The sequence below is a fragment of the Secundilactobacillus mixtipabuli genome, assembly GCF_002217925.1.
In the GTDB taxonomy this organism is placed as follows: domain Bacteria; phylum Bacillota; class Bacilli; order Lactobacillales; family Lactobacillaceae; genus Secundilactobacillus; species Secundilactobacillus mixtipabuli.
In genome coordinates this window covers 1-23,345 of sequence record NZ_BCMF01000014.1, presented here as the reverse complement: position 1 = coordinate 23,345, position 23,345 = coordinate 1, and the positions used below count along the sequence as shown (strand labels likewise).

Annotated in this window: 24 protein-coding genes, 1 tRNA gene and 1 other RNA gene; 9 read left to right on the top strand and 17 right to left on the bottom strand. The window is 41.3% G+C overall.

From position 1 onward, the window contains the following. Positions 1-15 precede the first annotated feature (15 nt). From IWT5_RS11240 to IWT5_RS11210, 7 genes are all read right to left on the bottom strand, one after another. Complete coding sequence (locus tag IWT5_RS11240; protein ID WP_089110030.1) at positions 16-660, bottom strand: bifunctional 2-keto-4-hydroxyglutarate aldolase/2-keto-3-deoxy-6-phosphogluconate aldolase; 645 nt, start codon at positions 658-660, stop codon at positions 16-18. Further along, a complete protein-coding gene (locus tag IWT5_RS11235; protein WP_089110029.1) occupies positions 635-1,630 on the bottom strand; it encodes a sugar kinase in 996 nt (331 codons plus the stop codon). The genes IWT5_RS11240 and IWT5_RS11235 overlap by 26 nt, the downstream gene beginning before the upstream one ends. Before the next feature lie 15 nt (positions 1,631-1,645). Then, the gene (uxuA, locus tag IWT5_RS11230) at positions 1,646-2,725 is read right to left on the bottom strand and encodes a mannonate dehydratase (protein WP_439959109.1); all 1,080 of its coding nucleotides are present in this window, start codon (positions 2,723-2,725) and stop codon (positions 1,646-1,648) included. Between the two features lie 19 nt (positions 2,726-2,744). Further along, positions 2,745-4,397 (bottom strand): mannitol dehydrogenase family protein, encoded by a 1,653-nt coding sequence (locus IWT5_RS11225; RefSeq protein ID WP_089110041.1) that lies wholly within the window; start codon positions 4,395-4,397, stop codon positions 2,745-2,747. A 25-nt stretch (positions 4,398-4,422) separates the two neighbouring features. Further along, on the bottom strand, positions 4,423-5,844 hold the full coding sequence (gene uxaC / locus IWT5_RS11220) for a glucuronate isomerase (RefSeq protein WP_089110027.1): 1,422 nt from the start codon (positions 5,842-5,844) through the stop codon (positions 4,423-4,425). Positions 5,845-6,457: 613 nt separating this feature from the next. Further along, positions 6,458-6,829: a transfer-messenger RNA gene (ssrA, locus tag IWT5_RS11215) on the bottom strand. A 70-nt stretch (positions 6,830-6,899) separates the two neighbouring features. After that, the gene (locus tag IWT5_RS11210) at positions 6,900-7,265 is read right to left on the bottom strand and encodes a hypothetical protein (RefSeq protein WP_089110026.1); all 366 of its coding nucleotides are present in this window, start codon (positions 7,263-7,265) and stop codon (positions 6,900-6,902) included. A gap of 281 nt (positions 7,266-7,546) precedes the next feature. Here IWT5_RS11210 and IWT5_RS11205 point away from each other — a divergent pair, with 281 nt between their 5' ends. The 3 genes from IWT5_RS11205 to IWT5_RS12240 all read left to right on the top strand — a co-directional run bounded on the left by IWT5_RS11205 (position 7,547) and on the right by IWT5_RS12240 (position 9,317). Next, a complete protein-coding gene (locus tag IWT5_RS11205) occupies positions 7,547-8,737 on the top strand; it encodes a serine hydrolase (protein WP_089110025.1) in 1,191 nt (396 codons plus the stop codon). A gap of 130 nt (positions 8,738-8,867) precedes the next feature. Beyond that, complete coding sequence (locus IWT5_RS12245) at positions 8,868-9,008, top strand: hypothetical protein (protein WP_159459329.1); 141 nt, start codon at positions 8,868-8,870, stop codon at positions 9,006-9,008. 150 nt (positions 9,009-9,158) lie between these two features. Next, a complete protein-coding gene (locus tag IWT5_RS12240) occupies positions 9,159-9,317 on the top strand; it encodes a hypothetical protein (protein WP_159459328.1) in 159 nt (52 codons plus the stop codon). Positions 9,318-9,391: 74 nt separating this feature from the next. On the opposite strand, the gene IWT5_RS11200 is transcribed toward IWT5_RS12240, so the two are convergent. Together IWT5_RS11200 and IWT5_RS12235 are read right to left on the bottom strand one after the other, a co-directional pair. Continuing rightward, the gene (locus IWT5_RS11200; RefSeq protein WP_089110024.1) at positions 9,392-9,664 is read right to left on the bottom strand and encodes a LysR family transcriptional regulator; all 273 of its coding nucleotides are present in this window, start codon (positions 9,662-9,664) and stop codon (positions 9,392-9,394) included. Between the two features lie 136 nt (positions 9,665-9,800). Beyond that, on the bottom strand, positions 9,801-9,977 hold the full coding sequence (locus tag IWT5_RS12235; protein ID WP_159459327.1) for a hypothetical protein: 177 nt from the start codon (positions 9,975-9,977) through the stop codon (positions 9,801-9,803). A 291-nt stretch (positions 9,978-10,268) separates the two neighbouring features. On the opposite strand from IWT5_RS12235, the gene IWT5_RS11195 reads away from it, so the two are divergent. Beyond that, positions 10,269-10,697 (top strand): OsmC family protein, encoded by a 429-nt coding sequence (locus tag IWT5_RS11195; protein ID WP_089110023.1) that lies wholly within the window; start codon positions 10,269-10,271, stop codon positions 10,695-10,697. Between the two features lie 63 nt (positions 10,698-10,760). On the opposite strand, the gene IWT5_RS11190 is transcribed toward IWT5_RS11195, so the two are convergent. Continuing rightward, complete coding sequence (locus IWT5_RS11190) at positions 10,761-11,213, bottom strand: MarR family winged helix-turn-helix transcriptional regulator (RefSeq protein ID WP_089110022.1); 453 nt, start codon at positions 11,211-11,213, stop codon at positions 10,761-10,763. A gap of 200 nt (positions 11,214-11,413) precedes the next feature. On the opposite strand from IWT5_RS11190, the gene IWT5_RS11185 reads away from it, so the two are divergent. Genes IWT5_RS11185 through IWT5_RS11170 form a run of 4 tightly spaced genes read left to right on the top strand, consistent with a single transcriptional unit; the run spans position 11,414 to position 16,933 of the window. Beyond that, positions 11,414-12,226, top strand: coding sequence for a LicD family protein (locus tag IWT5_RS11185; protein ID WP_089110021.1), 813 nt, complete (start codon positions 11,414-11,416; stop codon positions 12,224-12,226). 23 nt (positions 12,227-12,249) lie between these two features. Continuing rightward, positions 12,250-13,782 carry a Ppx/GppA phosphatase family protein gene (locus IWT5_RS11180; protein ID WP_225360281.1) on the top strand — a complete coding sequence of 511 codons (1,533 nt, stop codon included), beginning with the start codon at positions 12,250-12,252 and terminating at the stop codon, positions 13,780-13,782. Further along, positions 13,779-15,950, top strand: a complete 2,172-nt coding sequence (locus IWT5_RS11175; protein ID WP_089110020.1) for an RNA degradosome polyphosphate kinase — start codon at positions 13,779-13,781, stop codon at positions 15,948-15,950. Before IWT5_RS11180 ends, IWT5_RS11175 begins: the two co-directional genes overlap by 4 nt. Continuing rightward, positions 15,950-16,933, top strand: coding sequence for a Ppx/GppA family phosphatase (locus IWT5_RS11170; protein ID WP_089110019.1), 984 nt, complete (start codon positions 15,950-15,952; stop codon positions 16,931-16,933). Before IWT5_RS11175 ends, IWT5_RS11170 begins: the two co-directional genes overlap by 1 nt. 136 nt (positions 16,934-17,069) lie before the next feature. Here the strand turns inward: IWT5_RS11170 and IWT5_RS11165 are convergent. The 7 genes from IWT5_RS11165 to IWT5_RS12330 all read right to left on the bottom strand — a co-directional run bounded on the left by IWT5_RS11165 (position 17,070) and on the right by IWT5_RS12330 (position 22,463). Further along, a tRNA-Asn gene (locus IWT5_RS11165) sits at positions 17,070-17,141 on the bottom strand. 66 nt (positions 17,142-17,207) lie between these two features. Further along, entirely contained in the window at positions 17,208-17,516 is a 309-nt protein-coding gene (locus tag IWT5_RS11160) for a hypothetical protein (RefSeq protein WP_089110018.1), read from the bottom strand. Between the two features lie 489 nt (positions 17,517-18,005). Continuing rightward, entirely contained in the window at positions 18,006-19,085 is a 1,080-nt protein-coding gene (locus IWT5_RS11155) for an ATP-binding cassette domain-containing protein (RefSeq protein WP_089110017.1), read from the bottom strand. Between the two features lie 97 nt (positions 19,086-19,182). Then, the gene (locus IWT5_RS11150; RefSeq protein ID WP_089110016.1) at positions 19,183-20,031 is read right to left on the bottom strand and encodes a glucosaminidase domain-containing protein; all 849 of its coding nucleotides are present in this window, start codon (positions 20,029-20,031) and stop codon (positions 19,183-19,185) included. Positions 20,032-20,186: 155 nt separating this feature from the next. Further along, the gene (locus IWT5_RS11145) at positions 20,187-21,299 is read right to left on the bottom strand and encodes a glycoside hydrolase family 73 protein (RefSeq protein WP_089110015.1); all 1,113 of its coding nucleotides are present in this window, start codon (positions 21,297-21,299) and stop codon (positions 20,187-20,189) included. Positions 21,300-21,499: 200 nt separating this feature from the next. Further along, positions 21,500-22,213 carry a glucosamine-6-phosphate deaminase gene (locus tag IWT5_RS11140; protein ID WP_089110039.1) on the bottom strand — a complete coding sequence of 238 codons (714 nt, stop codon included), beginning with the start codon at positions 22,211-22,213 and terminating at the stop codon, positions 21,500-21,502. Positions 22,214-22,316: 103 nt separating this feature from the next. Beyond that, complete coding sequence (locus tag IWT5_RS12330) at positions 22,317-22,463, bottom strand: hypothetical protein (RefSeq protein WP_089110014.1); 147 nt, start codon at positions 22,461-22,463, stop codon at positions 22,317-22,319. A 136-nt stretch (positions 22,464-22,599) separates the two neighbouring features. On the opposite strand from IWT5_RS12330, the gene IWT5_RS11130 reads away from it, so the two are divergent. Then, positions 22,600-23,223 (top strand): flavin reductase family protein, encoded by a 624-nt coding sequence (locus IWT5_RS11130; RefSeq protein ID WP_089110013.1) that lies wholly within the window; start codon positions 22,600-22,602, stop codon positions 23,221-23,223. The last annotated feature ends 122 nt before the right edge of the window (positions 23,224-23,345 follow it).

Here is a 23,345-nt window from a genome sequence, read left to right as displayed (position 1 = left end):
TTACCTGTCCTATGATTAACTCCTCATAATGGCCCTAAGTGCCACCATATACTTTTGAGCGTTTCTCGTCACACCTTCAAAATCATTGTTTTGAGCTGGACCAACCAAGTTACTCCCTGCTCCAACGACAAGTGCACCTGCTTCAAACCAATCACTTAGGTTTTCAGAAGTGACTCCACCTGAAGGCATCACACTAATGTATGGGAACGGCCCTTTAAGTTCTTTGATTGCACCTGGCGTAGCCAATGAACCAGGAAATAGTTTCACAACTTCTGAACCATAACTCATCGCAAGCTGTGCCTCTGTTGGCGTGAACACGCCAGGAATGTATGGTACTTGATAGAGATTACACATTTTAGCCGTCGCAATGTCGAAAGTTGGACTAACAATAAAATCGGCACCTGCAATAATTGCTAATCGTGCTGAAGTCGCGTCAAGAACTGTCCCAGCACCAATTACTGCATCCGTTTTGGCAAATTTTTTAACCAGATCAGTAATTACTTGATCTGCGTGGGGCACAGTATATGTTAATTCGATTCCCATTACCCCACCATTAAGAACGGCTTCGGCAATTTTTTCAGCTTTCTCGGGTGATTCGGCACGCACCACAGAAATCACACCAACGTGCTGTAATTTATTTAATAACATCATTCGTTTCATCTTTAACTCTCCTATTCTTTTTTTGCTGAGTTAGGAAATCTTGCAGTTGAGCTCTCGTCGGATAGCCATCATTATCACCAGGCGCTTGAACAGCTAGTGCCCCAATTGCACATGCCCGCTCAACAGACTTCCGTAACGATTGTCCTTCAAGTAGACCACTGATTAAACCAACTGCAAATCCATCGCCTGCACCAACTGTATCAACTACGTGATTGACTTGAAAGCCCGAAACACAGAATGGTGTTTTACCACGTACTTTTACATATGCCCCATCTGCACCTGTTTTAACGATTACTGTTGTTGTCTCGATTCCTTGATCTAGATAGTAATTTGCAATTTTTACAGGATCACGTGACCCCACTAAGATTGCACCCTCAGCAACACCTGGCATAACAATGCGGCTGTATTTTGCCAATTCATTGGTACATTCAATCATTTCAGTCTCAGAAGTCCATAATGATGGCCGTAAATTAGGATCAAACGTTGTTAGTACGCCAGTCTGATTCAATTTAGCATTGAGGTGTTTAAAAGTCGCCAGTGTTGATTCGGATAAAGCAGCAAAGATGCCAGATAGATGTCCAATTTTAACATTAGATAGGTCAATTTGATCGATCTGAGTTGGATTATAGTTAGCAGCTGCTGAGTTTTTTCGAAAATAGTATACAGAAGGATCTCCAGTTGTAACACGTTGTTTCAAATAATGACCAGTCCAGTATTCTGTCGTCATTTCAAGATACTTAGTTGAGATTTGGTTTTTCTTTACTTCATTAAAGATAAACCGACCAAAAGGATCGTCACCAATTGAGGACACATAGTCCACTGAATGACCGAGTCTAGCTACACCAATTGCCACATTTAACTCAGCACCAGCAGCAAATTTTCTGAAATGAACGGCATTCGTTAACGAAAGATCTTCGTCCTGAGATGCCAAAACTACCATTGGTTCACCAATTGTGATTAGTTCACTCATAAACTCATCTCCTAGTTACTTGATATGATCCTTAACTAATGCTTCCCAGATACCGCTTAGATAAGTAATTCCCAACGCTCGGTCGTATAATCCATAGCCTGGACGTCCTACTTCCCCCCAGATGTCCCGACCGTGGTCAGGACGAACATAGCCAGTGTATTTCGAGTCATAAAGTGCTTTCATAATGTCATACATATCGAGCGAACCTTCAGTTGATAAGTGAGCAGATTCATGAAAATCGCCTTCGGTATTCACAAATTTAATGTTCCTGGCATGGACGAACGGTACCCGATCTTGTGCGATGAACTCCCGTAAAATTGCCGGAACGTCATTAGCAGGATTTTCGCCTAAACTGCCAGTACAAATAGTAAATCCATTGTAAGGACTATCAACCATTTTCTCGATTTTAACCATATCTTCTCGATTTTTATAGATTCGTGGTAATCCGAATAATGAAACTGGCGGATCATCCGGATGCATTGCCATTTTCACATCACACTCTTCACAGACGGGAATGATAGCTTCCAAAAAATACTTTAAATTTTGACGCAGTTTATCCGCATCAATATCAGAATATGCCATAAATAACTGTTTTAGCTGAGCTAATCGCTCTGGCTCCCAACCGGGTAATACGTAATTGTTCGCTCCGTTTTGAACGGATCGAAGCATTTCCTCAGGGTCTGAATCAACCTGTTGATGATCGTATGCCATGGCATATGATCCATCAGGCAACTTCTCTGCTAAGTCAGTCCTTAACCAATCAAAAATTGGCATGAAATTGTAACAGATAACTTTAACGCCACATGAAGCCAGATTTCGAATTGTTTGCTGGTAATTCGCAATATACTCGTCACGGGTTGGTTTTCCTGCCTTAATATCATCATGAATATTAACGCTCTCAATCACTTCAAGATGTAATCCGTTAGCTTCAACTTCTTTTTTTAATTGTTTGATAGACTCCAGTGGCCAAACATCTCCTACCGGAACATCGTATAGTGCACCAACTACCTGAGTGGTTCCAGGAATTTGACGAATATTTTGAAGCGAGATTGGATCATCACTCGCACCAAACCATCGGAAACCCATTTTTAACATTAACATTACTTCCCTTCTATTATGCCTTAATTGGTGTTGCCTTTACCTTTAACATTTGATGCAATGTTGACCGCACTGCTTGTGGTCCTTTTAGCAGATTCACTAAATCGCATTCGATAATATCCCCAAGACCAGCATCGTAAAGATTTATTCCAAAGATCCGTTCATCACTTAAAATTGGTGATACTCTTTCGTGAACCAAAGTGTCGGTTGCTCCAAAGTGCACGTTTTCCATTTGCTTGATTAATTGATCAAGGAGTGGATCCGGACTGAGTTCTAAAACCTGTCCAGCATCATCGATTTGAGTTAAATACCTTAACCAAGCCGCAATTACAAGTGGAATGAATGTCAAACTTGCTGGGCCAAAATTAGGTCGTGATAGCTGAAGATAATGTCTAATAGTGATGCCATAACGAACAGCTAACTTTTGCGACGTATCCGTTGCAATCCGTTGAGGAGTATCTGGTATATAGGGATTAGGGAGTCGTTTAGTAATCAGTTCATCCAAAAACTTTTTGGGGTTAATTACTTTAGGATCTTTAACTACCGGCAACCCTTCTACATAGCCGATTTGCTGAATTAATCCTAGCAAATCGGAATCTTTCATTTCCTCCGAAATCGAGGTAAAACCCAGTAGACTCCCAAAAATGGCCAAAGCAGTGTGCAAAGGATTCAAACATGTCGTGACCTTCATTTCATCAGTGTCATTTACAATTTCACGCGATGTTAAAATAACACCGGCTTTCTCCCATGCAGGCCGACCATTGGGAAAATGATCCTCAATCACTAAATAGTGAGCTGCTTCTGTGTTTGCAAAGGCAGCAATATTTGTATGTTTAGTTGTATGAATAACATCGACCCCTGTAATTTGATCAGATTCGAGTGTTCTCTGAACTGCACTTGATGGATTGGGTGTAATTCGATCAATCATCGAGCATGGAAAAGCTACCTTTTGATCATTGGCTAGGTAATCATCAATAAACGCCTGCGATACAAGTTGATTAGCAAGCCACTTTTTAGCGATTGTCAACACACTGTGCTTCAGTACATCTCCGTTCTGAGAAAAATTATCCGTACTCAATAATGCAATTGGATACGCCCCATTTTGGTAACGCGCGTACAGCATACCAGTTAACAGAGTCATGTTATTAGTCGTAGCAAACGGCCCAGATTTAAAGTCGTGTTCCAAATCGGGCTTAAATTGTCCTTGACGATTTGTTAGCTTATACCCTTTTTCCGTGATTGAAAATGATACAACCTGTAAACTGGGTTGCTTGAATGCGTTTTCTAAATCTTGATAGCATTTATCGCTACTCTTACCAACGAACCAAGCGGCAGCTACCGATGCCAGTAAGTCACGTTTTTGTGACCCATCCGCTTCAGTAATAATCCGCAGAATTCGATTATTATAGTCTTGATAGGCTCGTTTAACGACTTCGTCATCATAGGTTTCAACCATAATAACCCCGGTTGTTGCAGCTTTTGTTTGCAAAAGTTTATGAGCAATTGCTGCATGAAATGCTCGAAAGAGATTTCCACCACCAAAATGTATCCACGTTGGGTGCACCAATGATTCATTAACCATCTTGGTCTGTGAATACGTTGGCACCTGAATTCCATATTTCTTGAATTCGTCTGATTGCTTCAAATAATCGTCAGTTATTTTAACCACTTCTAATTCAATCCCTTCTAAATTTTTACACCTTAAAATTAAAATATCGGTTGGCATTGTTGTAACAGATATCCGCAATAAGCCTACCCAAGTAATCGGCATCTGATGGCAGTTGCCCACGATTAACCAACTCACCTAAGTAATCACATAACACGCGTCGAAAATATTCATGTCGTGGATAAGATAAGAAACTCCTTGAATCCGTTAGCATCCCCACAGAATTACCGAGTAAACTTTGTTGTGCCATAATTCGAAGCTGTTCGCGTATACCCTCTCGATTATCGTTAAACCACCAAGCACAGCCAAGTTGCATCTTTTGAACAACATTTGAGCTATAAAAATTACCCATACCAGTAGCCAATTGCATCCAGTCATTTGGATTCAGTGAATAAAGAATAGTTTTGGGGACAGCATCTTCTTTCTGCTGATCTGCAAGTAGCGTTATCAACTGAGCAGACATATCGGCCTGGGTCCCAACTGAATCAAATCCGGTATTAGGCCCTAATTGTTGATACATGGGTAGGTTAACATTTCTCAATGCGTTAACGTGAAATTGCATTGTCCAATTATATCGCTTGTTTAATCGCATAAATGCTGACAGGAAACCCGTCAAATAAGCATTAATTTCATCTGAGGTCAACATTTCATTGCGACGTGCTTTGTTTAAAATATGATCCAACTCAACCTCAGACTTCTTAACAAACTTAAAAGTATTGAGGCCGCAGTCAGATAATCGACCACCGACTGAATCAAAGAACTCGAACCGTTTTGTAAGTGCGGTTACAAGAGACTTGAAATTCGTAATTTGTACATCTGCTACTTTGCCCAGTTGATTAAGGTAATCGGAAAAATCAGATGCCGTGATGGCCATTGCTCGATCTGGACGCATTGCCGGCAAAACTTTGAATCCGTTAGCCAATTCCTCATTTTTTAATAACAAGTGATACTTTAAGTCAGAAACCGGATCATCGGTCGTACAAACCACCTTAACGTTCGAGCGTTTGATAAGGTTACGTGGTTTAAGCTGTGCAGTTGCTAACTGCCGTTTTGTTTGTTCCCAAATTTGATGTATATTCCCATCATTAATTACTTCAGAAATACCAAAATAACGCTTTAATTCTAGATATGACCACTCTAATAATGGATTACCAATAGCTTTTTCCAAAACTTGCACCCATGCAACAAATTTTTGGTAATCATCCCCCTCACCCGTGATTAATTCTTCTGGAACCCCATTAGCACGCATAAGCCGCCATTTATAGTGATCACCAAATATACCTTTATTAATCCAAATTTGAGTTAGATTCAGATCATTTTGATTTTCATAAATCTCCTTGGGATCAAGGTGACAATGAAAATCAATGATGGGCATCTTTTCAGCGTAATTGTGATACAGTGTTCGACCCATTACAGTCGTCAATAAAAAATCGTCATCTAAAAATTTCAAATGTTATTAGCTCCCTTGCAATAAATTTGATCCACGATTATTTGGTTTTAGCATCAAAAATGTAATCGCCTTCATGCTGTATATTAATATATTAGTTTTGACAAATCAACCCCAAATTAAAATATATATTCAGCCTATCCTAACAAATCAGTGCTTAGACCTGATCTTCTTGTATTTAATAACAATTCGACATTACAGGAATTTAAGGTAATATAAAAGCCTGATAGAAATGCTGTTCTACCAAGCCTTACAAGAATTTAAAGCGCTTGCTAAAATCTTAAAATGGAAATGGACGGAATTTACAAGGTTGATACACCGCCGTTTGTTGCTTACGTGGTCACAAAACGGTCATAAAAATTCGCTAAAAAATAAGGCGGTCACACCTACTGTGTCCACATGTGACCATTAGAAAACCAGTTCGAAATGCATACCATATTTATCAGCATCAAGCGAAAGGTGGTTACTCATAGTGAAAAAATTAAAAGCGGTCACGGCATGGTCACAGTATGGTCACAAAAGCTTTAAAAACCATCGTTTTCCTACTACAACCCAAAAATAAAAACGCCGTAAGCTCAACGTTTACAGCGTTTCTTTTTATCTCTATGTTTCCTTAAAATGGAGATGGCGGGAGTCGAACCCGCGTCCAAGCATATCGCCACCCAAACCTCTACGCTTATATTCAGACTATTTTAAATTCGCTGATCAATTCGCCGCCTGTCAGGGCCAAACATGAACAGCTAACCTGATTGATCTCTTCTGACGACTTCAGATGGGAGCCAGCAGCGTAAGCCCACTTCATTTAAGACCCGTATCAAACCCATGGGCGAGATTAGGCGGATCCTTACTTAGCGCTTATTAGGCAGCTAATGCAAGAGATTTTGAACTGTTATTTGCAGTTAAAAATTAGGTGAGGTTTTTTACGTAGACCCTCGCTACGAAGCGCAGTCTGAGTTCGACCTATACCTGTCGAATCCTTAACATCCCCATAAAACTACAGCATATAGTTTAGCATACAAATCAGTACTAAGAAAGCTAAACGACTGCAGTTTCTATGATTAAAACTCAGTGATGGCTTCATCTTCGGATAATTCTAGCCAAAGTGTCAGCGCCAGTGGATTAAAGTTCGACCACGAAGACATATCATTATATGCCCGTTCTAGTAAGGTGCACTTTTTACGTTTCTTAAGCTCATCGAAAACCGTTAGCGCAAACGCGTTCTCTTCTAAATCCGAAATAACGGTTGGTAAATGGTGTTGCCATTCAGCAATCAAATCTTGAAAAATCAGCAATTTACGAGCGTTTTTGATGGTATAATCCACGCCCTGAGTTCTCAAATCTTCAACAAAGTCTTGGTACTCCTGCATTACGGCGTCTCGAGCTTCTGCCCACTGATTTGAATTATACGTTGGAAACTTCGACATGTTATCCCTTCTTACCTGAAAAATAAGAAACTTTTATCTAAACTAATCAAGGCCCGTCAAACAATGACGGGCTTCATAGTGCCTATGACTCAGACTAATGAGTTTCAGCAGATTTGTCAATACACACTTCATAGTGCTAATTAACCATTTCCTAATTTTAATGTCAAAGTCGTTACAATCCAGTGACTACAACCGTACAGTTTAATGACAATTCAACAAATGTCGTTGTCAGACGATAGTTAACATGCTAATTTGAAAGTAAAGAGAAAAGGGAGGAAATTATGACAACAACATTATCAAATCGTTTCGTCAAGGTTTTGCTAATCACAATGGCAACACTGTTAAGCCTGTTTACTTTAATGTCAATTAAACCAGCAGCTGCTTCAGCAGCCAGCTACAGTGTCGTTAGCAGCTCCAATATGACTAAAACAGCCTATCATCGTGCTTCAAGCAAGGGGGCTGTTTACAATCTCAGCCACACTAAAAAGTTAGCTAACTTAAGCAGCTATCCTAACACAACCTGGTATGCTACTAAGCAAGTCACACTCAAGCATGGCTCAACTAAGGCCGTTTATTACGCCGTTAAAAACGGTGCCGGTACCGTGTCCGGTTACGTTTGGCACAGTTATTTGACTAAGGGCCAGGCGCCTTTATCTCTCAAATATGCTAAATCGGCCGTTGCAATGAACGCTAAAACGGACAAAGTTTTGTGGTCTAAGAGCGCCAATACGCCAAGGGCCATCGCCAGTGTTTCAAAACTGATGACGTTATACTTAGTTGAACAAAAAGTAGCGAATACCGGTTCCACTTGGAACTCAAAAGTAACGACTTCATATTCCGGACTTAAGCGAATGGGTGCATCAAGCGTCTACGGTGGCTTCAAATTCACCCAAAACAGTTACACTGTCAAGCAGCTTTACCAAGCTGCCTTAATTGAATCTTCAAACAACGCTGCGATTGCGTTGGGTCAATGGGTTGCTGGTGGATCAACACCCGCTTATAACACCAAATTCATTGCCATGATGAACGCTCAAGCCAAAAAATGGCACCTCGGCAATGCTAAATATGTGTCTGCCAATGGTATGGAACAGTCTGCGCTTCGTGGTTATGGCTACTCAGTTAGTGGCGGGAATGCCAATATGGTTTCCGCTACAGACGTTGCTTTAATCGCCAAGCACTTAATTACCGACTACCCATCAGTTTTAACCGATAGCAGTCGTGGGAGTTTAACGGTGGCAGGTCAACTTTGCTATAACTACAACAATCTTTTACCTGGTCGTAAATACTATGATTCATCGTTAAAAGTGGATGGCCTTAAAACCGGCTATACCGATCTTGCCGGCTACTGCTTCGTTGGTACCGGTCAAAAATCGGGCCATGATCGACTCATCACGGTCGTTTTGCACGATGAAGATGAATTCACAGAAACCCGTTCACTGATGCAATACGTTTACTCAAAGAACTTGATTTAGTTTAATACGGCATATCCGAGCCTGATCATTCGCCTAATGCGATGACCAGGCTTTTTAATTCTGTCTGGCTAAAAAAATTTCTTTAAGGTTGCAGAGTGGTAAAATAGCAGGCGCAGAAAGGAGTACTAGCATGAAACAGATTTTAATTGAGCTCTTTATTCTATTATTAACGATTCTACTCTTTCTGATTGGTATGTCTCAGTTCTATCAGCCAAATCAACCGAAGTCTTCATTGTCATCGAATATTCATACATCTGCATATTATTTATAAATTATCTTTGTAAACGCCTACAAAATAAAGGGCTAATATTAGTCGCATGCATAGTTCTCGTATCAATATCAAATTAATGAATTTTTGTGTAGCTTTTAGACCACTTTCTGTGTATAATAATGGCAACTTAATACAAGGAAGTGTTTAAAAATGAAATTACCAATTACTGATTTTAAAGAACCTCACTTTGACTTTGATCATTTACGTCCAATTACAAAAAAAGACCTGCAGCAATTTGATCCTGCAGAACTCAGTTATATTCAAACTCATCGCTATGCCATGGATATCGATGAAAATAAGTTTATTTAGTCCCCAAAAATAAGCGTCAGTTACTGGTTCAACATAAGTTGAGCCAGTAACTGACGCTTTTTCAATTCAATAATTTAATCACTCTCGGGGTCATCGAGGTCCCGTTCAATATCAATTCCGTACAGTTTATTAACGGCTGCATCACGAGGGGCTTGGTGAACGACTAGTATCGTTGTCGCCCCTTTGCTGCTGACATAACCCGCAAATGTTGTCACCTCTTCAACTATGTAAGCTAATCCGTCTGAGTGGATAATGTATTGACCAGCTACTGGCATGGTTTCAAAATAAACCTTATTCATCCGAATATAGTCATCACCATCGTGTAAAACGACCATCACTTTGTACAAACTAATCGCTCCCTCTTTAAGCCTAGTACCATTAAACCACTATTAATTCTCTGATAGCAACCGGCTCGGTTCATTAAAAACAATAATAAGCGGGATGATCAACGTCATCCCGCTTATAACTATCCCTTTTAAAATCCTAAATATCCGTTTGATCCCGTGTACCGTTCTGTTCCCCAAACAGTTCGACATGGGTTCGTACCATCGACCGAAAACGTGCCATCGACTTAGCATCAACCGATTGCCCTTGACGGACGACCTGTTCAACTAAGTTATTCTGCACCACGGGGTGGCCTGAAAAATTTATCACATTCATTAGTGATACCTCCAAAGCTTCAGGACTTACAAACCAACTCTTACAACACCATAATTATAGCTCATTCCATTAGATTGGTCTAGTTATAGTATCATAAATTCAAAAAAATGTGGCAAAACGTCTTCCCCTATCCCAGCCCCTTAATCAATCACATGATTAGTCAAGTAAGCGTTTTATTAAGTTTATTTAAAAATCTTTTAATTAAATATATCATAATTGGTATAGCTGAATGCTCAGCGTTGCTAAATTTAAAATAAAGCTCTAAAATAATGAATAAAGGAGGGCTCTTACATGGCCGAATCAAAGCATTATATTCATCGATATGAAACAGAAGCAATCAACAACGATGGCGTTAATGGGGTCGCTTATATCCCTAATGGTTTAGCAGTTGCGGTTAGCCATCCGCTAGAAGACAAGCCCGGTACTAACCCCGAACAACTACTGGGATTATCATTAAGCACCTGTATGTCAGCCACCTTGGAAGCCATTGAAAAAGAAAACGGCCTGCCCCATTTAGCTGAAGTCAGGGTGCATGTCAGTATGGTTAAAAGTACCGATGGCTTAGATTTTTTAGTGACCGCTCTGATCCATATCCCCCATATCAGTCACTCCCAGGCAGTTGACTTTGCACATCAAGCTGAACGTCGCTGCCCAGTCTCCAAACTATTGAGCAATAGCGGTAAATACACGATTGAAGTCGTTGATAGCTTTGATCATTGAAACTTAAAGCACCATTTGAACCGCAATCTCCTACAGTTCAAATGGTGCTTTTAATCAGCCCGTTTATGAAATTCTTGATTTATTTTCTAAACTTGCGGCTTCACTAAATTGACGAATGAATTGGAGCAGATCCATCGCTCGGTCTTCGCCAAAAATTTTAATCCAGCCGTTAAAACGATCTTCGGCAGCTTTTGCTAAGATCTCTTCAATTTGACGGCCACGTGGCGTCAGGTGCAGAAATTGCCTGCGGTGGTCCTTTTCGTCGCGTTGCTGATAGATATAGTCCAATTTGAGTAACACCTTAATCTGTCGAGAAATGGCACTACGAGTAACGCCCCGCCGATCAGCAATTCGTGCCAAAGTCACGTGAGATTGCTGAGCAATATCGTGCATAATTAAGTACTGCTCGAAAGATAGGCTATATTTCATCGCCGGCTCCGACACGAAAGAATCCAGATATTTAAGTAACTTCATGTAAACGTCAATGTATTCATCCAGTAATTGTGCTTGTTTCATATTTTTCACCCTAACCTAAATAGCATTCCTGCTGTTAGCTTATCATTATCCGAAATGAATTACCACATGTATCCGATAATCCCAACGATTATATAACAGTAATATTTTGGTTATCCTTAATTTTTTTCTTATTAGGACAACATCAAGGTTTAATCACCTTTAAAAACAGTGTAAAATTAATCAGAAAGGAGGAGAAGCATATCGATTTAGTTAAACGGCTTCATCAAGTCGAATTGGGCAACCTAGCAAAAATCATTGCCCTGTGTGATGACCTTTCTTTGAACTATTTTTTGATTGGTGGTTCCTTATTGGGCGCCATCCGTCATCAGGGCTTCATCCCCTGGGATGACGACATGGATATCGGCATGACTCGGGCCGATTATGAGACCTTCGCTCAGTATGCGCCTGAAAAACTACGCGGCGATCATTATTTCCTGCAAACCGCCTATTCAGATGATAATTATGGCTTTAGCTATATGAAATTACTGGATCGGTTCACCTACATCGAAGAAAAGGGCAACGTTAATAACGCGCGTAAAGGCGTCTTTATTGATATTTTCCCCTTCGACCGCATTCCAGATGACCCTTCACAAAGACGCAGTCAAATAACCCGTTTCAAGTTGCTTGATAGTCGGATTATTCTAAAAGCTGGTTACGGCTTGATTGACACCCCTTTACGGCGCCACAAATCAGAACCGGCACCCGAAAAAATTGAGGATCTGACAGAACTCAAACACCAACGGGAAGCGATTATGCGCCTTTATGAAAACAGTCACTTTAATTTCTACAAAAATTTAGCCTCACAATATGGTTACGACCGTGAAATTCTCTCGGGAACTGAACTGACCAACCTAACCCAAGTCCCATTTGAGTACTTACAAGTTAACGTGCCAACGGCCTACGATGCCATTTTGACCCGGGTGTACGGTGATTATATGTCCCTACCGCCGGAAAACCAGCGAACGGAAAAACATATCAGCCGGTTAATAATGGATAATCAGGTATTCTATTAAATTTTATTTTGGAGGCGATTATTGTGGCAACCCACTACTTTGGCACCATGCTCATTTCGGTCCAGGGCTTAGATTTGCTCATTGTTGATCTTAAAACACTAAAAACAATTGAGCGTGTCCACAAAGAATTATCAGTTGGTGATAACTTATACCACCATCAACCCATTCAATTTGAATTGGTTGATCAAATGACCTCGTCGTTACGAGGCTTTTTACAATTATTAAATGATTATCAAATTGAGGACTATCAGCTTTGGGGCAGTGAAGCACTTTCTCGAGCAACTAACGCGGACTTCATTGCAGATCAAGTCTTCTTAAGAACGGGAATCAAACTTAACTGGCTCTCTATTAGTGAGGAAACGTATTACCGTAATCAGGCGGTCTTGGTTGATCTGCATCAAAAGAGAGTTCCAACCGAACAAAATCTGACCTACTTAATTGGGATTAATTCTGGTAATACAACCATCACCGAATTTAACCACTTTTCATTTGTCTACTCAAACTACTATTCTTTAGGACCCGTTCGAATAGCTGAAGACCTTGAAAGCCTGCGTCAAAGTGCACCCAATTCCGTAGAAGTCCTCAGTGACTACATTGACAGCAAGCTATCAGATTACAAACGCTTATTGCCACAGGAAGCCATTGACGGTCCAAGCGATCTTATTTTATTAAGCTCGATGCCTTTAAGTCAGCTGACCATTGAAAATGAACAGCACCACACACTGACCGCAAAACAATTTGATGCTCTTTTTGACCGAGTGATTGACGCTTCAGATCAATTCTTGATCGATCAATATGGCGTCAAAGAATCCGAAATATCCTTGTTATTACCCGAAATATTACTGGTTCGCAAACTCATGCACTTGACGCAAGCCACAACATTGCATTTCTCGCATAATACCGTTTTGGATGGTTTGGCAATTAATGAAGCGGTTCGTTCTGGCTATAGCAAGTACGATTTCTCTGAACAGACCATCAATTCAGCCATCACCATGGCTAATCATTATCGCGTGGAGCCCGTTCACCGCGAGCTCGTGACGAAGTTTGCCCTGCATCTTTTTGACCAGTTGAAACCTATCCATCAGCTAACCGCACGTGATCGACTATTACTTCAAATGGCTGCTATTTTGCACGACGTGGGCGCCTACGTTGAACCACATGAACACTACCTGCACTCTGACTACATCATCCGTCACACCAGCATCATTGGCTTATCTGTCCACGAACGGCAAATCATCGCTGCCATTGCCAGATATCATAGTTCTAAGACCCCCAGTGAAGATCTTAGCCATTTTCAAAAACTTGATACTGAGGAAAGGCTGTTAGTCGCTAAGTTAGCGGCAATCCTACGCTTGGCTGATGCACTAGATGACGATCAGCAACAAAAAATCCGCCGCATCTCAGTGTCGATTAAAGCACCTGAACTCGTTCTCACCGTCTACAGTAATGAAAACCTCTCATTTGAGCAATGGGAATTTTCCTACAAAAGTCAGTTTTTTGAAGAAACATTTGGTTTGAAACCACGACTAAAGCAAAGGAGTGTGACTTCAAAATGAGTGATAAAAGAAACTATAGCGATCCGGATTATTATAACAATCGCGAACTGAGTTGGATCGACTTTAACGATCGTGTTTTAGAGGAGTCGCGTGATAAGGGAAATCCGCTCCTTGAACGGTTAAAATTTTTAGGTATTACCCAAAGTAATCTAGATGAATTCTTCATGGTCCGGGTGGCTTCGCTAGCTAAATTAGCGGCGGTTAACTATCCAAAACCCGATGCCTCTGGGATGACTGCTGAGGAGCAATTGCGAGCGGTCAACAAACGGGCTCACGATATGCTTATCAAGCAGTATACGACCTTGAACCGGTCCTTGATCCCTGCCATTCAGCAAATTGGCGTTCACCTAAAAAAAGCACCTAATCTATCAGCTGAGCAATTTCAATTCATTAAAAGCTACTTCCACGATGAGCTTTATCCAGTGCTCACACCAATGGCCGATGATAGTTCTCGACCTTTTCCCTTCATCGCTAACGATACACTTAACTTAGCCATCCAGCTGACACCCAGTGATGGCAGCGGCCGACTGTACGCAACGCTCCAAATTCCGGATGTCTTTCCGCGAGTTGTGCGTTTACCTGGTGAAGAAAACGCTTTTATCCTGATTGAAGAAATCATCAAAACTTTTGTTGGTCAGCTATTCGTTAATTACAACGTCAAGGAAAGTGTCGTTTTCCGAGTTATTCGAGATATGGATCTCGACGTTGCTGAAGAGGATACTTCCGACTTGTTAAAAGATGTGCAGCAACAGCTCAAATTACGTGAGCATGGTAATGTTATCCGATTAGAAGTTGAAAACACGATCAGCAAGAAGCTTTTAAAGCTATTAAATAAAGAGCTGAATACCCCTGACTTCGCCGTGTATGAAACCAACGGGCCCGTGGATCTCACTTTCTTAAGTAAACTGACGAGTCAAATTATCAACCACGATGACTTAAAATACGCCGGCTTTACCGCCTACCAGCCAACAGCACTGGACCATAACCACGATATCTTTGCCGCCATTCGGGAACACGATTGGCTTATGCAACACCCCTATGACAAATTTGACCCAGTAGTTGAATTTATTCGCCAGGCTGCTATTGATCCGGATACGTTAGCAATCAAAATGACACTGTATCGAGTATCTGGCGATTCGCCAATCATCCGTTATCTCGGCCGAGCAGCTCAAAACGGGAAACAAGTTACCGTCCTCGTTGAAGTTAAGGCACGATTTGATGAACAAAATAACGTTCACTGGGCCAAGCAGTTGGAAAAGATGGGCTGTCACGTTATCTATGGTTTAATCGGCTTAAAGACCCACTGTAAGCTCTCCTTGGTTGTCCGTCGGGAGCAAGGCGGCATCCGTCGCTACATGCACATGGGAACTGGAAACTATAACGATGTTACCGCTCATTTCTATACGGATATGGGACTTTTCACAGTCAATAACGATATGGGAATCGATGCTACCAACATTTTTAACATGCTTTCCGGTTACTCCAAGCCGCCCTATTTCCACCAGCTTCACATTAGTCCCGATGGGATTCGCGAATTTATTTACGATAAGCTCTCTCAAGCAAGTGCTGCCGCAAAAGAAGGTGCCAATGTCATCGTTCGAATGAAGATGAACTCACTGTCAGATCAAAAAATGATTGAACATCTGTATAGAGCCTCTCATTGCGGCGTTCATATCGAATTGATCATCCGTGGAATCTGCTGTTTAAAAACCGGTATTCCAGAAATTAGCGACAATATCACCGTTCATTCAATCGTGGGCCGTTTTTTAGAGCACAGCCGAATTTACAGCTTCGATATTGATGGTCAAAAAACCGTCTACCTCTCCAGTGCTGATTTAATGACCCGCAACCTTAACCGACGAGTTGAGCTACTCTTTCCAATTTTGCAACCAGATTTAGCTAATCGCGTTCTCCAAATTTTCGACACAATGTGGCACGATAACGTTAAGACGCGGGTCCTACGCGCAGATGGTACTTATACCCACATTGATCGCCGTGGACTCGTACCGCTTGAATCCCAAAGTGCTTTTGCCAAGGCCGCAACCGAACGTGTTAAACGTGACCAAGCCGAGGCCGCCAAAGCGGCACCTACTGAATTTCAACCCATGCTAAGTCCTGAAAACCAACCGAATCCCTTAAACTATGATGATGGGAGTGAATCAGACTAATGGAAAATTTTGCAGTGATCGACCTCGGCTCTAATTCAGCTCGAATGACCATTACCCAAATTGATGATGACGGTACCTATTCCACCGTCAAACAGATGAAAGAGTACGTTCGATTATCCGAAAACATGGGGGAGAAAAAGGTCTTACAGCCCGAAGCCATTGAAAGAACAATGGCTGCCCTACACGAGTTTAAAGCCGTTTATTCAAAGTTAAATAACGTCAGGCTCAAAGCCGTTGCTACTGCAGCCACCCGCCAAGCAACGAACCAAAAAAAGTTTCTAAAGCGCGTTGAAACAGAACTCGACATTAAACTTGACGTTTTACCTGGCACCATGGAAGCCTACTACGACTACCTGGGTGTCAGTGAAACGTTACCGGCAACTAACGCCGTCATCTTGGATACTGGCGGTGCCAGCTCTGAAATCGTGCTGGTTCAAAACAGCACCATTAGCCATTTAATCAGTATCCCGTTAGGTAGTGTCAATTTAACCCAGCAATACTTACCTACGGATCAAATTTCAGCTGCCAGCCTTTTTAAGGTGATGACATTCGTTAACGATGTTTATAACAGCATTTGGTGGCTTCGAAACGGGCTGAATTTGCCCGTCATTGGTCTTGGCGGCAGTAATCGTACCTTGGCCAAAATCAACCGTCGCTACAATAATATTCTCAACTTCGAAGATATTCACGGCTACCGCCTAAGTCGTCATTCGGTCGACAATACCTTTACTAGGATCGTTAGTCAGGACCTAGAAGGCCGAAAATCGATTCCTGGGCTCAGTAAAGACCGAGCTGACATCATTGTGGGTGGTTTAACACCATTGACCTTACTCATGCGTTATCTTGACTCTGACCGGATTACATTTTCCAATAGCGGCCTGCGAGAAGGGATCCTATTTGAACACTTGAAAGAGTTACGTTTGCAAAACGTTCATGAGAAAGCCGAAATGACCTTGAATCGGTTCCAAACAGATGAGGATTAAAACCAACTCTTGCCGTCAATGCTTTAAGCAATCGTCAATTATTATACGGATTTGAATACAAAAAGTGACAACCAATTTTACTTGGTTGTCACTTTTTAGTACTGCTTATGTACGCTGACTCATCTCACTAATAAAACTGCCCCGGCTGGGATCGAACCAGCGACCTCTTGATTAACAGTCAATTATTCTACCGCTGAACTACGGGGCAATAAAAACGCCATGAGTTATTTATACCATAATTTATCACAGCGTGCAATTGCTTTTTCCTCAAATTCTAACCAATATGATTTTCTTTTAATACCATATCGACTTCGTGTTGGACCTTCTCTGGCTTCTTCCACTCCTCAAAGTGATCCATTGCTTCTGTTGGCATTTCATAGTTTTCGTTAATGTATTTCTCATAAGTTTCAACATGCGGAGAATGGGGAATATTTAACTGTAAAATACGGACCTGCTTGATAAATCCGCGTTCAGCTGCTAACTCAGCACGGCCATTTTGCACCATATTACTAATTTCCATGTATTTGGTACCATCTAGCCGTGTGATTTCTTCAATGAGTGTAAACGTTTCATGACTCTTCAAATAAAAACTCTCCCTCCACTTTTTAACTGACACATCAATCCAAAAAGGCAATGTCAGAATTTATTTTAGCCCTAATGTGCAGTTGCGTCTATTCACTTGATTATTATATTCGGTATCCTGCCCGTAAGCAATCCCACAACACCCTTAATCAGTTCATGAAACACACAACACAAAAAAGCCACTATCTAAGATAGTGGCGGCATAAGAGAGAAAGAGAATTGATTAGAAGGTAATTAATTCATACCTTACAAGTAATACTATAAGGCATTATGAAAGCGCTGTCAACCTTTTCCAGATGAATTTTGCAGTTACTTTTTTTATAAAAAAAAGGCGCTTTAATCGCTTCACTGAACGATTAAGGCCCTTTTAAAAAACACAAAACGTGAGATAGCCCTTTTCGCTCAACACGAATTGGGGGTAAATAAATGGTTAATGACACTATAACACATTTTATGAGAAATAATCACATTTTTTAACCATAAACTCATTTTATTTGTTGAGACTACCCGTTTTATCCACGTGACTGGTTGGATGCGTCAAAGCTGAAGGATTTGAAACAACTTCGGTCAAAGAATGACCGGACAAATTCGTCCAACAAGTGAAGACCAGCAGCAATAAAACAACAAGTGTTAATAGGCGACTGCCAACTGACATTTTTTCACTGATGACAGAACCATAAAAATCCTTTTTAACTTTTACGGCAACATTTTGCTCATTTGGATTCTGTTTCTGTCGTTCTTCCACAACGGCAGCTCGATAAGCATCAATATCAAACTCTTTTTGTGCTTGTTTCATTTTCAATTGAAACTGTTTCTTTTCCTTTTTACTCAAATCCTTGAACCATTTAACAAACTGACGGTAATCTTTAACGATTGAATCCGTATCACCGACTTCTTTTAAATTACCATAGTGGATCCAGGCAACTCGATCACACAGCATTTCAATCTGCTTCAATGAGTGGCTCACGAAAATAATCGTTTTGCCAGCAGCTTTAAATTCTGTAATCTTATCCACACACTTTTGGTAAAAGGTATCGTCACCCACGGAAAGGGCTTCATCAATTATGAGGATATCAGGATTGACGTGTACAGCAATTGAAAATCCCAATCGAGATTTCATACCACTTGAATAACTTTTAACGGGTTGATATAAGAAATCGCCAATATCAGCAAAACTAACAATGTCATCCATCAGGCCATCAATCTGTTCGTTTGTTAGCCCCTGCATCAAGGCTTTCAACCGGATATTCTCTAACCCGGTCAGATTGCCTCGGAGCCCTGCGCCAATGGCAATAATGGACGTATCTCCGCGCACATCAACAATCCCAGTAGTTTGCGGAATAATCCCAGAAATAATATTAGAGAGAGTTGATTTTCCCGATCCGTTCACACCAATTAGCCCCAGTGTTTCACCGGGCATGATTTTCAATGAAATACCCATTAGCGACCAAAAATGAGGAACGGGTTTGCGATTCAGTGCGAAGAAAGCCCTTAGCTTTTCTGACTGAGTCTTGAATAAATCGTATTCTTTGGTGACATTTTGCACCATAATCTTATAATCAGTTGCCATTTTTTAAATTCTTCCTAACATCTTTTTTCGGTTTATAACGCATGAACGTCATTATATCAGAGAAATTGACCCATGTCTTGTTTGTCTATGGACCCAATTAATTGTTCTTTAGGCCTAGAATATCGGTAATCTGAATCCAGCCGGTGACTGAACCGCTCTTAACTTGATACCAGATGGTTTGATCCTTAGTCACGATACCACGGGTCAATACCTTAACCTTCTTGTTAGCTAACTGTTTGGTCCGGATCAGTTTGGTTTTATCAGCTGACGTTGGCACACCGTTATAAAATTTGATCGTGCCAGGTTTTACCGTTGCGGTACCATCATAGCTGGCATAATCTACTCCAGGTGTAATCCTCGTACTTGTATCAGCATCCGTGCTGTTGGCCGTAGTTCGGTCAAAGCGGTCGTGCAAATCATAAGCCGCAATAATTTTATTTAACTTATTGGCATAATTCTTATCAGTTGCGTAGTTTTCAGCAACAATGTTCGTGGCAGTCATATACGAACTTGCATTTTCCCGCCATGCGCCTTCATAGAGAAATGGATTCCACGATGTCCCGCCGCGTAATACTTTGGCGTAATCATTCAATGAATCCTGAGCAGTTGGATAAGACTTAAACTGAGCTAAGGTATTGTACATCGAACCACCGGGATTGGCTTCAGCGGTCGACATCGTTACTGAATGGCCATCATAACTGCCTTTGACACCAAAATAATTATTAGCATCTAACGAGAGCTGGCTAGTGCCCCAATTGCTCTCCAGGGCTGCTTGTGCCATCATAACAGAACCATAAAGATGATTCTGGCGACTGACCTTTAACACCGGTTGACTCAACCGATTAATAAAGTCAGTATGGGTATCCGCTTGGGCAACACCCGTTGTCAATACACTGAGTCCAATAGCTGATGCCAGCATAAGTGTCAGTTTTTTCCAGAGCTTCATCCTAATAAATCTCCCATCTAAAATACTAAACCGTTAATATTATATCTGTTTCTGAAGAATTCACAAGTTAAGATCTGCTAATAAATTGAAATCTTAAACTTTAAAAAAGCCCCGTACCAAAAGTGGTATCAAGGCCATTAAAACGATTGATCAGATTAAATTTTAACTGCTTTTGAAGCAACCCATCCGGTTAGCGAGCCACTGTGAATCCTGTACCAGGTGGTCGTTATCCCATTTTGAACATGAGTGGCTTTACTATCGACTTTAACGCTATGGTTAGCTAAAGCTTTCGTCGTGGTAACTTGCTTAGCAATGTATTCTGAATTAAAAACGTGATCATATACTGGATAATTGCTGCTGATTACTTTACCGGTTTTCTTATAACTCGCGTAAGTGGTCTTGGGAAAACTCAGTACCCCTGAATAAACCCAGTACTTCTTTGCGGTGGTTTGCTTGCTGAAACGAATCCGATACCAATTCGTCTTATATTTAACCTTATTGCCACGCCCATCAATCCAGACAGGTCTGCCTTGCCAACCACCAATTTTTGACCAGCTATAACTGGCAGTTTTATACTTGCTTCCCTTAACGTGGTTATAAACAGCATAACTCTTATATTTCGAGCTTAACGTAGCTGTTTGACCATCGGCGCCGAAGTAATACTTCACTTCATCCGCGCTAACTGTCGGTTTTTTAGCCGGAGCCGGCGTGCTGTCTAATGAATAAAATTTATACGTTTGAATCAAATTGATTAGCGATGACCCATAATTTGGTGCTGTTGCATAGGTTCCGGTTAACGCGTTAGCTGCATTCTCATACGTGGCTGCGTTCTCGCGCCAGGTTCCTGAATAGTAATTAGGATCCCATGCAGTCCCGTTACGCAACAGCTCCGCGTTATCGGTCATGGAGGCTGTCACACTGGGATATTTTTTAAACGCCGCGTTCGTGTAATAAAGTTGCCCCTTATCATCATATTCAGCCGTATTCATGGTCACAGAAGCACCATTATACGCCCCTTTAATACCAAAATAATTATTGGCATCGACTGATAGTTGACTCGTCCCCCAAGCACTTTCCAACGCAGCCTGAGCCATCATAACAGATGGATATAACTTATATTGATCAGCCACTTTTTTGACCGGTGATGACATGGTACTTATGAATTGATCCGTTGTTGTGCTCGCTCCTGCGCTAGTGTGCCCAGCACCAGTTAGACCGCATACGACTAAGCCAACAGTGAGCAGCCCCACTATCCATTGTTTGCGCATGTGTATGTCCCCCTCAGATACAGCAATTTATTCTTATTATAATTGGAATAGACGTTGAAAACAAGCTCGTCCAATCTTCTTCATTATAACTGAACCCTTGAAACTTGGAGGTAAACTTTACCGTTCGGTGTCCCCATCAAAAAAGAAGACCGACTTCGTTGTCGCTCTTCTCTCCTATGCATGATTCAATTCTCTTTAAATTAGTATTCTTCACTCAACTTGCTTGCCGCCGCTTCATCAATAATAATCGTTACTTGATCGTGACGTTGCAGAAAGCTAGCTGGGACATCAGTGGTTACGGGTCCTTCGATCATTGCTTTAACCGCATCAGCTTTTTCTGGGCCATATGCTTCCAGTAGAATATGCTTGCTAGTTAAGATTGAAGCAATCCCCATGGAGTAAGCATAACGTGGTACTTCATCTTCGTTTTCAAAGAAACGGGCGTTGGCTTTGATAGTTGATTCAGTCAGGGTTACTTTGTGAGTTCCGAGTTTAGGATCAGTGCCAGGTTCGTTAAAACCAATGTGACCATTCTGTCCTAAACCTAAGATTTGCAGATCGATTGGGTTGTCCGCAATCACTTGATCGTAACGCTTCATTTCAGCAGCTGCATCGCTGTTCATACCATCTGGCACATATGAATGGGCAAATGGCTTTTGATCAAACAGATGCTTTTGCATGAAGTAATGATAGCTTTGAGGATGATCAGGGGTCAAACCGACGTATTCGTCCAAGTTAACGGAAGTCATCTGACTAAAATCAAGGTCACTCTTGGTTAATTCCTCGTAAGTCGTGACTGGTGTGCTACCAGTTGCTAACCCGAAAACCTTAGCGCCATCACGGTAAGCATTCTCAAATACTTCAAAACCCTTTCGACCGCCGTCTACACGATCCTTAACGATAATCACATTCATTTTTGCTTTAGTAGATTCTGACATGATTCGCCACTCCTTTTGTTGGTATAGCCCAATAATAAGTCATCTAGACCAATATTGCAAGAAAAATGACTGATTTCACTTAAAAATTAATTTTTCTGCCACTACGCTGTCGATCACCCCGCTTATTTGCGGCTAAAGTATTCTGTTGTGCCTTAAACTTTTTCCAAGTAGCATCACGTTTTTCTTCTGCTTGCTTATTTTGACTACGTTTTTTGGTAAATTTCATGTTAACCTTCCTCTCTCTACTGCGAGATTGTACCACGCTACGCTTACAGCGTCCACGGAAGTGTTTGAAAGCGTCAAATTATTGATTTCAGTGATTATGAACTATAATATAGCCAAATTTATTAGGGAGGTGCATTATGCTGCACTATTCAAGCCAATCGCTAACCCCAGCAAAATGCTACAAGCTGCTGTCAGGCAGCATTATTCCGCGGCCAATCGCCTGGGTCACCACATTAGGGCCCAAACCCGATCAAACTTTGAACATTGCACCATTCAGCTTTTTTTCAGCCGTAGCCAGTGGCCTACCGCTATTAAGTCTGTCAGTTGGGCGCAAACAGTCTGAGCAAAAAGACACGGCTGCTAACATTTTAGCTAATCAAGAAGCGGTTATTCACCTTGTCAGCCAGCCACTAGCTCACGAGATGAATCAAACTGCTGCCAGTCTGCCTCACAACAAAAGCGAACTGGCTCTGACTGATCTCGAGACGACGCCAAGTCACACCATTTCGGTGCCTGCCTTAACGGCCCCTAAAGTTCGCTTTGAAACGATTCTCCATCAATATATTCCAATCACGGATCATCATGATCAGGTGCTCACTGACATGTTTATCCTAGAAGTCACCGACTTTTATTTCGACGATGCCGTTTTAAATTCAAAAAACCTGCACGTTGACGCCAAGCAGCTCGACCCATTAGCAAGACTAGCGGGAACAACGTACGGCACGATCGATGGTTTATTTGAAATGAAACGGCCGTTATAATTTGGGCTCTACAATATCTGTTGTTGGTAATAGATTCTATCTATTACTGATAACAGATTTTTTGTACACTATTAACTAATAAAAAAACGGGCATTCCCGCCCATTCATTAAAATCAACCACG